Annotated in this window: 13 protein-coding genes; 5 read left to right on the top strand and 8 right to left on the bottom strand. The window is 47.3% G+C overall.

Features of this window, described 5'->3' with window-relative positions; genetic code table 11:
- The first annotated feature begins 53 nt into the window (after window positions 1-53).
- The 4 genes from QFZ48_RS03225 (at window position 54) to QFZ48_RS03210 (ending at window position 3,569) form a co-directional block, all read left to right on the top strand.
- On the top strand, window positions 54-461 hold the full coding sequence (locus tag QFZ48_RS03225; protein ID WP_370913486.1) for a DoxX family protein: 408 nt from the start codon (window positions 54-56) through the stop codon (window positions 459-461).
- Between the two features lie 41 nt (window positions 462-502).
- Window positions 503-913 (top strand): acyl-CoA thioesterase, encoded by a 411-nt coding sequence (locus tag QFZ48_RS03220; protein WP_429045782.1) that lies wholly within the window; start codon window positions 503-505, stop codon window positions 911-913.
- Window positions 914-931: 18 nt separating this feature from the next.
- Window positions 932-2,179, top strand: coding sequence for a CinA family nicotinamide mononucleotide deamidase-related protein (locus QFZ48_RS03215; protein ID WP_370913484.1), 1,248 nt, complete (start codon window positions 932-934; stop codon window positions 2,177-2,179).
- Between the two features lie 70 nt (window positions 2,180-2,249).
- Window positions 2,250-3,569, top strand: coding sequence for a dihydrolipoamide acetyltransferase family protein (locus tag QFZ48_RS03210; RefSeq protein WP_429045784.1), 1,320 nt, complete (start codon window positions 2,250-2,252; stop codon window positions 3,567-3,569).
- 132 nt (window positions 3,570-3,701) lie between these two features.
- Here the strand turns inward: QFZ48_RS03210 and QFZ48_RS03205 are convergent, their stop codons facing one another.
- Window positions 3,702-4,022 carry an RNA recognition motif domain-containing protein gene (locus tag QFZ48_RS03205; protein ID WP_079468754.1) on the bottom strand — a complete coding sequence of 107 codons (321 nt, stop codon included), beginning with the start codon at window positions 4,020-4,022 and terminating at the stop codon, window positions 3,702-3,704.
- A gap of 253 nt (window positions 4,023-4,275) precedes the next feature.
- On the opposite strand from QFZ48_RS03205, the gene QFZ48_RS03200 reads away from it, so the two are divergent.
- Entirely contained in the window at window positions 4,276-4,995 is a 720-nt protein-coding gene (locus tag QFZ48_RS03200; protein WP_370913482.1) for a hypothetical protein, read from the top strand.
- Between the two features lie 3 nt (window positions 4,996-4,998).
- Here the strand turns inward: QFZ48_RS03200 and QFZ48_RS03195 are convergent, their stop codons facing one another.
- From QFZ48_RS03195 to QFZ48_RS03165, 7 genes are all read right to left on the bottom strand, one after another.
- A complete protein-coding gene (locus QFZ48_RS03195) occupies window positions 4,999-5,616 on the bottom strand; it encodes a DUF4230 domain-containing protein (RefSeq protein ID WP_429045786.1) in 618 nt (205 codons plus the stop codon).
- A 49-nt stretch (window positions 5,617-5,665) separates the two neighbouring features.
- Window positions 5,666-6,169: a cupin domain-containing protein gene (locus QFZ48_RS03190; protein WP_429045788.1), complete on the bottom strand. Its 504-nt coding sequence runs from the start codon at window positions 6,167-6,169 to the stop codon at window positions 5,666-5,668.
- 156 nt (window positions 6,170-6,325) lie between these two features.
- Entirely contained in the window at window positions 6,326-7,165 is an 840-nt protein-coding gene (locus QFZ48_RS03185; RefSeq protein ID WP_429045790.1) for a DUF6597 domain-containing transcriptional factor, read from the bottom strand.
- A gap of 130 nt (window positions 7,166-7,295) precedes the next feature.
- On the bottom strand, window positions 7,296-8,048 hold the full coding sequence (locus QFZ48_RS03180; RefSeq protein ID WP_429045792.1) for a zeta toxin family protein: 753 nt from the start codon (window positions 8,046-8,048) through the stop codon (window positions 7,296-7,298).
- Between the two features lie 123 nt (window positions 8,049-8,171).
- Window positions 8,172-11,024 (bottom strand): prolyl oligopeptidase family serine peptidase, encoded by a 2,853-nt coding sequence (locus QFZ48_RS03175; protein ID WP_429061112.1) that lies wholly within the window; start codon window positions 11,022-11,024, stop codon window positions 8,172-8,174.
- Between the two features lie 60 nt (window positions 11,025-11,084).
- Window positions 11,085-11,960 carry a DMT family transporter gene (locus QFZ48_RS03170; protein ID WP_429045796.1) on the bottom strand — a complete coding sequence of 292 codons (876 nt, stop codon included), beginning with the start codon at window positions 11,958-11,960 and terminating at the stop codon, window positions 11,085-11,087.
- Window positions 11,961-12,041: 81 nt separating this feature from the next.
- Window positions 12,042-12,782 carry a polyprenol monophosphomannose synthase gene (locus QFZ48_RS03165; RefSeq protein WP_370913475.1) on the bottom strand — a complete coding sequence of 247 codons (741 nt, stop codon included), beginning with the start codon at window positions 12,780-12,782 and terminating at the stop codon, window positions 12,042-12,044.
- Window positions 12,783-12,847 lie beyond the last annotated feature (65 nt).

The raw sequence follows: 12,847 nt of genomic DNA, 5'->3' as shown, positions 1-12,847 counted from the left end.
GCTATTCATTTATCTTGCGGAAAATAATTTTAAGAACAAAAACCTTACCTACTATGAGAAAACTGTTCTCTGCCGGCTACTCGAATGGCGCTGTAAGTTTCTCCATGCTGGTGCTCCGGGTGATATCCGGTGGTCTGATACTCCTGCATGGCTGGCCCAAGCTGATCAATTTTACTGCCAAAATGAATTCTTTTCCTGATCCATTGGGAGTAGGACATAAAATTTCTTTGGGAATGGTGGTTTTTGCAGAAGTGTTCTGCGCGGTGTTGCTGATCATGGGACTGTTAACCAGACTGGCTTCTGTGCCATTGGTCATTTGTATGGGAGTGATCATTTTTATGATTCACGGCCACGACCCGGTATCAGAAAAAGAAATGCCGATTCTTTTCCTGGCAGCATTTGTAACGCTGCTTTTCACTGGACCGGGCAGGTTTTCACTGGATGGCGCATTAGGCAAATAAAATTTTCAAGTAAACGTTTAGGATAAAAATAGCGGGGAACCATGTTTATCAGTACAACAACAATCAGGGTGCGTTATGGGGAAACAGACCAGATGGGATACCTGTATTATGGCAATTACGGGCTGTATTACGAAGTAGGCAGGGCAGAAGCCATACGTGAACTGGGTTTCAGCTATAGGCAGCTGGAAGAACAGGGCGTGATTATGCCGGTAGCCGAACTGAATGTGAAATACCTGCGGCCCGCCTATTACGACGACCTGATAACGGTGAAGACTATACTAAAGGAGATGCCGAAGGGTTCTAAGATACAGTTTCACAGTGAGTTGTATAACGAAAAGAATGAATTGCTGAATGTTGGAGTGACCACACTGGTATTCATTGATGTGAAAACGAAGCAGAAAGCTGGCTTGCCGGAAGAGCTGCAGAAAATACTGGCACCGTTTTTTGAATAGCAGTATAAACAACGCATTATGGATAAAATCACCACCAGCATCATCACCATCGGAGATGAACTGTTGATAGGCCAAACGATTGATACCAATTCTGCCTGGATGGCGCAGCAACTGAATGCAATGGGCATATGGGTACACCGGCGTGTAGCCATTGGCGATATCAGGGATGATATCCTGGACGCCCTGGCAAAAGAATCGGCGGTGTCGGATATTGTGCTGATCACCGGCGGGCTGGGACCCACGGCCGATGATATCACCAAGCCCACCTTGTGTGAATACTTCAATACCCGGCTGGTACAGCACCAGGAAACGCTGGATAACGTACTGCATATTTTTGAAAGCAGGGGGCTGCCCATCCTGCAAAGGAACCTGGACCAGAGCCTGGTACCGGAAACGGCCACGGTTATTGAAAATAAGAGAGGCACCGCGCCGGGAATGTGGTTTGAGAAAGAAGGCAAGATCTATGTATCCATGCCCGGGGTGCCGCATGAAATGAAGGGGATCATGGAAGATTACGTGCTGCCCCGGCTGGCCAGCCATTTCAAAACCCCGGCAGTAGTACATCAAACGCTGGTTACCTCCGGCATGGGCGAATCTTTTATTGCCGAACGGCTGGTTGCTTTTGAAGCAAAGCTCCCTGCCCACATCAAACTGGCTTACCTGCCCAGTTACAGCCTCTTGAAACTCCGGTTAACCGGTTTTGGGAAAGATAAATTATCAGTGGCGGCAGAAGTGAGCATCCTGTTTCACCAGCTGAAAGACCTGCTGGCAGATATCACGGTAACAGACCAGGATATTTCTATAGGCGAAGTACTCGGTAACCTGTTAAAGGAGAAAGGGAAAACCATGGGTACCGCGGAAAGCTGTACCGGCGGACTGATTGCCAGCTGGATTACTGCTGTTCCTGGTAGTTCCGCTTATTTCAAAGGCAGTGCGGTAACGTATGCGAATGAAATGAAAGTAAAGATGTTAGGCGTGAATCCGGCAACCCTGCAGGCGCATGGCGCCGTGAGTGAGGCCACTGTGCTTGAAATGCTGACCGGCGCTTTGGCACTGCTGCAAACTGATTATGCCATTGCCGTATCCGGGATCATGGGACCTGATGGCGGTACGCCGGAAAAACCGGTGGGCACCGTTTGGATAGCGGTAGGAAATGAAAAGAGAAAAGTCACCATAAAACACCAGCTGCGTTACGACCGGGAACGGAATACGCAAATGACAGCTGTCTACGCCATGAATGAGTTGCGCAAACTCATTCTGGAATAGGGATATTCACGTATTTTGAATTGGTACAATTCCCTTATTTTTGTTGCGCACTAAAGCAAAAATCAATCTTATGGCCATTGTAGAATTGGTAATGCCAAAAATGGGGGAGAGCATCATGGAAGCCACCATTTTGCGTTGGCATAAAAAGGCGGGCGATCACGTAACAGTAGATGAAACCGTACTTGAAATTGCCACCGACAAGGTGGACAGCGAAGTTCCTTCCACCGCGGAAGGCGAAATCACAGAACTGCTCTTCAATGAAAATGATGTGGTGCCGGTAGGTACAGTCATTGCCCGCATTAATACCAATGCCGATGCAGCAGCGGTTTCCACACCTGTTACGCCTGCTGCACCTGCAGCCACTGAACCAAAATTCACTACAGCGCCGGCATATACACCTGCTGCCGAAGCGCCTGTTTCCGGTGGCGGAGCCAAATTCTACTCCCCGCTGGTACTTACCATTGCACAACAGGAAGGCATCAGCTTTTCCGACCTGGAAAAAATCCCCGGTTCCGGCAACGATGGCCGCGTAACCAAAAGAGATATCCTTCAATACGTAGCCGACCGCCGCGAAGGAAAGGTGATTCCGGATGTAACGCCGGAACCGGCAACCTCAACAGCAGCGGCCACTACCCGTCAGCCGGTGGTGACCACTACCGTGGCTTCCCCAACCTATAGCGGTAATGTGGAAATTATTGAAATGGATCGTATGCGTAAACTGATTGCCAACCACATGGTAATGAGCAAACAAACCAGTCCGCATGTGACCAGCTTTGCCGAGGCCGATGTGACCAACATGGTGAAATGGCGCGATCGTGTAAAAGGGGATTTCGAAAAACGTGAAGGTGAAAAACTGACTTTCACGCCGCTGTTTATAGAAGCCATTGTGAAGTGTATCAAGCGTTTCCCGCTGATCAACTGCTCGCTCGACGGCGATAAGATTATTATCAAGAAAGACATCAACATAGGTATGGCTACCGCATTGCCAAGTGGTAACCTGATTGTTCCGGTGATCAAGAATGCAGATATGCTGAACCTCACCGGGTTAACCAAACAGGTAAACTATATGGCCAATTCTGCCCGCCAGAATAAGCTGAAGCCGGAAGATACCCAGAGCGGTACTTTCACGCTTACCAATGTAGGCACTTTTGGCAGCCTGATGGGTACGCCCATTATCAATCAGCCGCAGGTGGCCATCCTGGCAGTGGGCGCCATCAAGAAACGCCCGGTGGTTATTGAAACGGAAGACGGTGATACCATTGGCATCAGGCACATGATGTACCTGTCGATGTCTTACGACCATCGCATTGTAGACGGCTCCCTGGGTTCTACTTTCCTGAGCGCAGTAGCGAAGGAACTGGAGAATTTTGATCCGAAGAGAGGAATTTAAGATAGCTATTGTATTAGCAGGAATGCAGCAGGAATCTTTTTCTGCTGCATTTTGTCTTTTAACAGCCACAAAAAAAGAGACGCCCGAAAAAGCGTCTCTTTTTAGTTCCTTAGTGCCGAATAAAGGGGATTATTAATAACGACGGTCGCGGGAACCATATCCTCCGCCGCCACGGTTATTACCACCGCCACCTTTGAAATTATTATTCGGTTGTTTAGGTCTTGCTTCGTTTACCATCAATTGCTTACCTTCGATTTCGCTGCCGTTCAAACTATCCATAGCCTTTGCTCCTTCTTCTTGATTAGGCATTTCCACAAAGCCAAAACCACGTGAGCGGCCTGTTTCGTGGTCTTTGATAACCTTAGCGGAGGTAACCTCTCCAAAATCGCTGAAAATCTGATGGAGATCCTCATCGTTCAACCTATAGTGCAGGTTGGCTACGTAAATGTTCATGATAACTGAAATTAAAAAAATGAAAAATAATATACTGAAGTTATGAAAATTACGCTAATAAAAAAGTTAGCGTTAAAATATTTTTGTAATTACCTTCTTTTTTACTACCACTTGACATAGCCAGATCCTTTGCAGTACTTTGTTTGACTGGCATGGAAATATTATTTAAAATAGTGCTCTGACCCTTATAAACGCTCCTTTTTACGGTTTTTTTTTCGTAAATTCAGTACATGATCCATTAAATTAAATTCATATGGGAGCGTTAAGTGAAACATGGTTTGCCGATGGTTACATAGACTTTGAGCTCAAAAAGTACACGCTATTGGCTTATTTACAGGACATTAATCAACACTTTACCCAGAGCAGGCTGTACCCGCAGTTGTCAGACATTATCTTTCATTACAACAACCTGATAGCGTTCCGGGACAACAAACAGTTTTTACAGCAGCAGTTTCCAAAAAGGCTTACCGCAGTGAACATCCAGAAGCTGGAGCTATTGTACGAGCAATTGATTGCAGATGATGAACTGATGGAAGAACTGGAGTCCATCATCCATTATTCCCTGCCACAGTTAAACAGCACTATTAAGGAAGGAACGGAGATTTACGAATACGTGGCGGAACATCTCAGTATTTTCCCGGTGGGGCTTGTGCCGCTGGAAACAGCCGAAGGGTATCTGCTGTTGTGCGACGGTCGTGGCCGGCAAACGCTGGTATACACTTACCGGCTTACTATTTTTGAAAGACATGACGAGAAATACCGGGGTATTCATACCCAATACCTTCAGGCCTATAAGAAAGACCTGGTGCATACCATCAATCATATTAAAGGCATGCTGATACGGGAACGGAATAATTTACCCAACCCTGCGGTGTATTGCGTGGAAACGCCATTGGTGGTGCCGGTAGATGAAACCTTGCTGCCCATCGCCAAAAGAAGCCTGGTAAAATATATTGCGCAGGAAGCGGCGTAGCGGTTAGTTTAAAGCCGGTGCACTGGTTTCGCCGTCGTACCGGATTTCCAGGGTGTGGTCCTTCAGGAATGGAGCATAGTACTGCTCCATTACCTTCTGTATTTTCTCTTTGGATTGCTGGATGTAAGTGGGGTTATTTTCCAGCTGGGCACGGGAGGTACGATAGAGACTTTTCTGAACATCGGTATAGGTTTCGTCATCCTGGAACTGGAGCCAGCCTTTACGGTTCGAGGTTTCCATCCGGTCCATTTTCAGTTCATAGCTGAGCAAACGGGGCGCCGGTAAACTGATAATGATCTTCTTATCAGTCATTTGCACTTTAAACAACTTATCGTCGATGTTTACGCCGTATTTGGCCTGGTACGGAATAGTTACCCATACTGTATTTTCAAGGAATGCTTTCTTCAGGTTATCAGTCCAGTCGCCGCTGTTTTCAATATTACTCCTTTTGATACTGGCGCTTCCCTGTACATCCAGGCTGGCCAGTTCTGCAATTTCTTTTACAATAGTGCTGTTGGAAATTACCTGCTGGCTCACATTGGTACTGCCAAAACGCTTGCCCAGCCAAAAGATCAGGAGCGCGAATAATATAAATACAACGAGATAAAGGGCTTTTTTCATACCTAAATTTAGTGAAAAGTAAGGAGCCTGCAGCGGATAGCCGTTACCGTTACCTGGTAAGACTGTCGATCAGTGCCGCATGTTCCGGGTAAGCCGCCTGCAACGGCGCTTTTTCAGCCAGTTCAAAATCTGCAAAATCAAAGCCGGGCGCTACGGTGCAGCCGGCAAGGGCGTATCCGCCGGGCACTTCCACGCGGGAAGCAAACCAGTTGCCCGCGGTGATGATCACCTGCAGGCTTTCATTGTTTTGAATATCGCGTCCAAGCTTATGTATCAGCAGTTCTCCACCGGGAACGATCTCGTAGATAGTCAATGTGCTGCCATCATAAAAATGCCAGATTTCATCGGCTGCGATACGATGGAATGCAGAAAACTCTCCTTCTTCCAGTAAGAAATAAATGCAGGTAGATGCATTGCGGTTACCACTCATGCCGGCAGGCAGGGTTTTCATGTCGAGTACCCACTCCGACCGGTAAGTTTCGCGGAATGCGCCGCCTTCAACATGAGATTGCAGTTTTAGTTGTTCACGCCAATGGGCTGCAGAATATTGCATAGTAATGCCTGTTAGAAAAAGTAAGTTAAATAAAAAGTATGGTATTGTACTTTTTCGTGTATTGGTGAGGGTTATATCGAGCATGGTTTTTCCGGGAACAGGCTTGCCTGCTCCCGGAAGTTTGTTTTTTTATATTGCTGCAAAAGCAGCTTTTTCTTAACTGGCTACTGCCACCTGCTGCAGGTTATCTACCTGCATATGTGCAATAGTTCCTGTTGAAGGAGTAAAGTAAGAAGGCGTTTCATGATTAAACAGCAGGTAGTCTTTTATAAACATGGCCTGGTTGTACCAGGATGTTGCTTCCACCTGTGTTTGCCATTGTGGTAAGTTTAACTGGCGGAGCGCACTCAGCGCGGTTTTATAGCGGATCATCCGCGCATATAATTGCGGCGGAATACCTACTATTTTGCTGAAGAGTCTTTCAAGCGTGGGACGGGAAAGTCCGTAGCGGGTGGTGAGTTCGTCCATGCTTACATTTCCCTGCATGATCACCAGGTAATCCGCCATGTCGTCTACTTCACGGAGATTGCCCGGTTGCTGTGAAAGCGCCTGCAGACAAGCACCATCCAGCAATGACTCTATGCGTTGCGGCTCCTTTTCCTGTTGGAGGGCCGTGATCAGTTCCTGCCACACAGGTTGTCCGGCGGCCAACAGGTTGCGGTAGTAATTGGTGAAATTAGCGGCATCCATACCTAAAAGCCGGTAGCATCCATAAGCGTTCAGCTGTATTACTGCTGCCTTTACCGGCCCCTGCACCTGTAACTGGCAGGCGCAGGTAAGATGCCCCAGCACAGAGCCCGCAGGCAAGGTGAATGCCTTGTGATTCACTGGTTTAACTTCAGCCTTCCCTTCGAGAATGAATACCATGTACTGATCGCCCAGGGCAAACAGGTTTTGTGGTAGTTGAATAATACCACGGGTATCGTCTTCCCAATAATAATATTGCTTTACAAACGGACGTAATGCATCCGCGGGATGATGGATATGGAAGTTCATAGGTACAATAATGTGGTGTTAAGGATATCGCTATCGCTGCAGATCACACCATACGCTGAAGTGGCGATGTTATTGTAAATATATGTTAAATAATTTATATTAAGAAAAATATATTTAGAGAGCAACGGAATCACCTGGCAGTGAGCGGGATATCCCTGGCAGGAATGCTTAGGATGTTACCCTGTTTATCGCCGATAATGAGCTCCCGGCCAAGACCAGCATTCGTTTCCACCAGTTTACACATAGCTGTTTCAACGCCCTGCATTATTCTCCCGGAGAGTATTTTAAATTCATATTGGCCGGCTGCTTCCGGTTCCTCCCTGCCACAGTGGAGGGGGAATACATCCCATATACAAAAAGATTCCGAAGGGATGTTAGTGCCTGAACTGATTTCTAATGGTGTTGTACTGGTGTTGTCTATCATCAGCCAGTTGTCGCAGACAGGGATATATAGGTTCATGAGGTTACTAAGACCTCTGTGATATCTTCTTCTGATGATTTCGGGGGGAATATGATGGCCGCCTTCTTTCACCCTTTTCTGTACCCGTCTCTCGGCCATTTCGGGGGAATTCAGCCAAAAGAAAAGCAGGGTAACGGTGTAACCGGTTTCTTTTGCTTTTTCAATCAGCGATACACAACTCCTGGTGGCCAGGGTTGTTTCAAAAGCAAAGTCTGTTTTTGCCAGCACCAGTTCCCTGATCCGGTGCAACATTTGCCTGCCTGCAGGTAAAGCAACGCTTTCCGGATGGAAAGGACACATGTCTGCAGCAATGATGTCTGCATTCACAAACTCTTTGCAGTCCAGTATTTCAGGTAATAGTGTGAAACTGGCGGTCGTTTTCCCGGCGCCGTTGCAACCGGCTATGATATATAGATTCGGCATTTCTCAAAAATCGGTCATCTATCAGCATTAGCTGTTAATAGCATTATCTCCGGTCCCGTATTAACAAAAAACGCTGCAGGTTCCTTAACAGGCGCCTGCAGCGTTTTTATTATTGCCGTTAGTTTACTGTTGCAGATCCCAGCCCCAGTTGATCCCTTTTTCTGTTGCGGGCACACCGCTTTCCAGCCATTGCGGCGCCGGTGCGCCTTTCAGGAAGTGATCAAAGAACTGTTGTTCCCTGCGCTGAATATTTCCGTCTTTCCGGTTCTGGCGTTGTATGAGGTTATGCGCTTCATTGTTATAGTTCAGCAACCATACGGGTTTGCCTAAACGACGCAGGCCGGTAAACAGCTCAATGCCCTGGTACCAGGGAACGGCGCCGTCGGCATCATTGGCCATGATTGCCACCGGCGTGTTTACGCGCGGCAGGTTGAACAAGGGTGAGTTTTCAATATACAGCTCGGGTTTTTCCCATAAGGTAGCGCCGATACGGCTTTGCGAATGTTCATACTGGAACTGCCTGTTCATACCACTTTCCCAACGGATACCGCCATAAGCGCTGGTCATATTGGCTACGGGAGCGCCTGCCCACGCTGCTTTAAAGAGATTGGTTTGTGTAACGAGATAAGCTACCTGGTAACCACCCCAGCTCTGCCCCTGGATACCCATATTTTTTCCGTCGACCCAGGCTTTTTTAGCCAGGTCTTCTGCGGCACTCACAATATAATCGTAAGCGCTTTTTCCGGGATAACCATTTTCATAGCTGATATCCGGCGCTACCACCAGGTAACCGCGGCTTACAAAAAACGAAATGTTCAGCCGGGACGGCGTTGGCGCGGGCGCCTGGTAACTGTATAATCCATCTGTTAATTTCTCGTAGAAATAAAAGATGACCGGGTACTGTTTGGTGCTATCGAAATTTTCAGGTTTGTAAAGAATACCTTCTGCCGGTTTGCCGCTGAAAGTTGTCCATTTATACAACGATGCGGTGCCCCAGTTATATCCTTGTTGCTGGGGATTGGTATGACTGATCTGTGTCGCTTTTGCGATATCATCTCCGGTAAAAACATCCGGGGAAAGCTCATACCGGCTACGGGTATACGAAAACACGTTGGCATCTTTTGCTTTCAGCAGATCGGTGTATGAATAAGGCCCAAGTACCACGGGTTGAAGGTTAGCAGCCTTACCGCTTTTACGCGGCAGTTCCAGCGAATAGAAACCATTGTATTTGGTGCTGTCCTGGAAAGCAGATAAGGTCAGGCGGTCGCCGGGAAGGAAAAATTTCTTATCCGGATCCAGGCGCAGGTACCGGAAACGTATTTTGTTGGTACGGCCCAGGCCTTTGGTGATATTCAGCGGCGCTGCCTTACCGGAAGGATCCACCTGCCAAATATCGTAGCGATCGTAAATGTATACGTAGTTGTCACCGGTCATCCAGCCAGCGATGCCGTATGCATCCGGTACATCGGGATGGTCATCTTCCTCATCATATACTTTGGTGGGAATGCCTTTGCTTATATTTACCGCGGCGCCGGTAGCATTATCATAACTGAACCACTCCCGGTTTGCCAGGTCGTACCAGATAATATATTTTCCTTTAGGGGAGATGAAAAAGTTACCGTCCAGCTTTTCCTTGATCTTTTTTCTCGTACCGTCATTTATGTTTACGAGGTAAGCTGTTTTCAGTGTGCGGCCCACCCATTGCATAGGGATGCGCGCGCCTTTATCCGTATAGCCGAGGGCGTTAGCACTGTTGCCTTCCGCAGCGGTGACAACGGTTTCCAGGTCTTTATCGCTTAACTGGATCACCCGTTTGCTGCCTGGATAATATACGGCGGCATAACTTCTTTTCAGTTCCTTATCCACATTTTTTAACTGCATGGGTTGCAGGTAATCATCTTTATAATTCCAGATATCCACTTTAGCTACTTCGAAGTCCACGATGGTGGTATCTTTCACGGGCAGCACGGGAGCGGTGCCAAAAAACAGGCGCTGTCCATCTTTACTGAAATAAATGAGGCTGTTGGGACTGATACTCCAGTTGGCCGGCAGGCCGCTGCTGTTTTTATCGGCTACTTCGTAGGCGCTGTCCTGCCCGGGTTTGAAATAATATAATTTATAGAATTGCTGTAATGCTTTGGCAGAATCACGCGTGCCGAAATACGCCGCCTGTTCTCCTTTTTCGTCGAAAGCAAATTGTTTATAATCGTTGTTACCGTTGCTCAATGCCACCGCTTTCCTGTTGGCAGCACGCCACAGCAGTACACCGTTGCGCGACAGCGAATCTTTTTTATCTGCCTTTGTTTCTATGAGCAGCTGGTTACCAGGTTTGCTGAATGTAAATTCCGTTACATTCTTAATGGTATCCTGTGTACCACTCTGCAGCTGACGGATCACCAGCGTGCCGCTTTCAGTGCCGGCAGCGGGCATTTTGTCGTCATCCGCACGATCGGTATCATCCAGCGATTTGGGGGCTTTGCCTCCTTTGGCTTTGGCACTATCTGCTGCTGGTTTTTCCAAAAGATAGGCGAGCAGACCACTGCCTTTTTCCGGTGTTTTAAAAGACTTTACGCCAGGAAATTTCAGGATGCCGGGTTGGCCCAATGCAATGATGGCCAGGGAATCTTTGGGCATTTCTGAAGCTTTTTTCTTTTTGATCTTTGCTTCGCGGGTATCTTTAAAAAACGGTTTGATGCTGCAGATCACGTAGCGGGAATCTTCCGTGATCACCGGGCTGCCGCCACGGTCAATGGTGGTGGACTGACCTGTTTTGCGGTCATAAATCACGAGGCTGGCATCGCCTTCCTGCGGAACTACAGTATACACTACCCACTGTCCGTTATTACTGATCAGTTTAGTGCCGATGCTTTGCCAACTGTCGTAAACACTGTGGTCCAGCGGCTTTTTTGCAGGTTGCTGTGCATAGGTAAAAAGGGAGGAGCCCAGGAGAGACACCCCTAATAAAACTTTTCTCATAAGCGCAAAGTAATAATTACGGCGCTCAAGTTACAAATAAATGAGGATGAACGGAGGGGATTACGACGCCGTTTTACCCTTTACCACCCGCAGCATTTGCAGTCCTACGGAAAGGATGATGCAGCCCAGTCCGGCATAAAAAGCGTTATTCAGGAATTTGTTTTCATGAAACAATACAAACGCCATCACAATGCTGTAAACCGGTTCCAGGTTGAAACAAAGGTTGACGGTAAACGGGGAGATTTTTTTTAATGCGCTCATGCTCAGCAGGTACATCAGCACCGTGCAGAACCAGGCCAGTACAAGGAGGTAGAGTGTATCCATAGACGAGGGCAGCAGGGTAGGGGCCGGAAACAGGTAGAGATATAGAGGCATGGCGAGGGTGAGCACAATGAAGCCTGTCGACAGCTCATAAAAAGTAATGGTATAGGTATCGAACCGTTTGATCAGTCTTTTATTAAATACGGTAAACAGCGCGGCGAACATGGCAGAAATAATTCCGAGGATAATGCCGGTACGGTATTGCGTATCAAAATGGAAGATAAGCAGGATGCCGAGGAGGGTGAGCATGCTTAGCAGCATTTCGGCCACGTCGAAGCGGCGCCTGTTGATGAGTGGATCAAATATAGCGGTGAACAGGCTGGTGAGTGAAAAGCAGATTACCCCGATAGATACGTTGGAATATTTGATACTACCATAAAAGAAGAGCCAGTGCAGGGCTACCACTACGCCGGTGCTGCCAATGGGCAGGATGTCTTTCCAGGGGAGTTTTTTAAAGGTACCCTGGAAGCGGAATAGAACATACAAAGTAACGGACGTGATCAGTAACCGGTACCATACCAGTAGTCCTTCGTTGAGGGAAATGAGTTTGCCCAATATCCCGGTAAATCCAGCCAGAAATACGGAGAGGTGTAGCTGGAGAAATGCTTTCTTCATGGTCCGTTAAAATGTATTTAGGGACCTGGTCATTTTTTTAAATGAACAGATCCCTAAATGCTATGCGATTGATGTAATTTATTAATTCTGAACCCGTCTTTTATAATTGCGGAAAAGGCTTTGCCACTGTATTTTGAGTACGCCGAGGATGCCTTCTTTTACGATGCCTTTGCTCATCTTGGAATAGCCTTCTTTCCGGTCTTTAAAGGTAATAGCCACTTCCTTTATTTTAAAGCCCAGCTTCCATGCGGTGAATTTCATTTCAATCTGGAAAGCGTAGCCTACAAACTGTATCTGGTCCAGGTTAATGGATTCCAATACGGTATTGCGGTAACATACAAATCCTGCGGTGGGATCTTTTACCGGCATCCAGGTGATCATGCCTACATAAATGGAAGCGCCATAAGATAGTACGGCGCGGTCCCACGGCCAGTTTTCGGTTTTGCCGCCTTTTACGTAGCGGGAGCCTACGGATACATCTGCTCCATCTTTGGCGCAGGCGTCATACAGGCGCGGCAGATCTTTGGGATTGTGTGAAAAATCCGCGTCCATTTCTATGATGTACTGATAGCCCCGGGCCAGCGCCCATTTGAAACCGTGGATATAAGCTGTACCCAAACCTTGTTTGCCGGACCTTTCTTCCAGGAATAATTCGTTGGGATGTTGCTGTTGTAATGATTTTACAATAGCGCCGGTGCCGTCGGGCGATCCGTCATCCACAATGAGGACATGAAAATTCTGCTGTAAGGAAAATACAGCGTCAATGATGTTACGGATATTATCCTTTTCATTGTACGTAGGAATGATGACAAGCTTTTCCAATTCAGCAGATGATATTTTTGGACTGCGAAAATAATTCAATTCCGGCGCAAGATATGACGTTCCCG

This window comes from Chitinophaga sp. W2I13 (assembly GCF_050434005.1).
Taxonomy (GTDB): domain Bacteria; phylum Bacteroidota; class Bacteroidia; order Chitinophagales; family Chitinophagaceae; genus Chitinophaga.
The sequence above is the reverse complement of the archived record's forward strand: the minus strand, read 5'-3'. Positions and strand labels throughout refer to the sequence as shown.

Coding starts and splice junctions, on each gene's coding strand:
- QFZ48_RS03225 (WP_370913486.1), top strand. CDS start 54: ATGAGAAAACTGTTCTCTGCCGGCTACTCGAATGGCGCTGTAAGTTTC.
- QFZ48_RS03220 (WP_429045782.1), top strand. CDS start 503: ATGTTTATCAGTACAACAACAATCAGGGTGCGTTATGGGGAAACAGAC.
- QFZ48_RS03215 (WP_370913484.1), top strand. CDS start 932: ATGGATAAAATCACCACCAGCATCATCACCATCGGAGATGAACTGTTG.
- QFZ48_RS03210 (WP_429045784.1), top strand. CDS start 2,250: ATGGCCATTGTAGAATTGGTAATGCCAAAAATGGGGGAGAGCATCATG.
- QFZ48_RS03205 (WP_079468754.1), bottom strand. CDS start 4,022: ATGAACATTTACGTAGCCAACCTGCACTATAGGTTGAACGATGAGGAT.
- QFZ48_RS03200 (WP_370913482.1), top strand. CDS start 4,276: ATGGGAGCGTTAAGTGAAACATGGTTTGCCGATGGTTACATAGACTTT.
- QFZ48_RS03195 (WP_429045786.1), bottom strand. CDS start 5,616: ATGAAAAAAGCCCTTTATCTCGTTGTATTTATATTATTCGCGCTCCTG.
- QFZ48_RS03190 (WP_429045788.1), bottom strand. CDS start 6,169: ATGCAATATTCTGCAGCCCATTGGCGTGAACAACTAAAACTGCAATCT.
- QFZ48_RS03185 (WP_429045790.1), bottom strand. CDS start 7,165: ATGAACTTCCATATCCATCATCCCGCGGATGCATTACGTCCGTTTGTA.
- QFZ48_RS03180 (WP_429045792.1), bottom strand. CDS start 8,048: ATGCCGAATCTATATATCATAGCCGGTTGCAACGGCGCCGGGAAAACG.
- QFZ48_RS03175 (WP_429061112.1), bottom strand. CDS start 11,024: ATGAGAAAAGTTTTATTAGGGGTGTCTCTCCTGGGCTCCTCCCTTTTT.
- QFZ48_RS03170 (WP_429045796.1), bottom strand. CDS start 11,960: ATGAAGAAAGCATTTCTCCAGCTACACCTCTCCGTATTTCTGGCTGGA.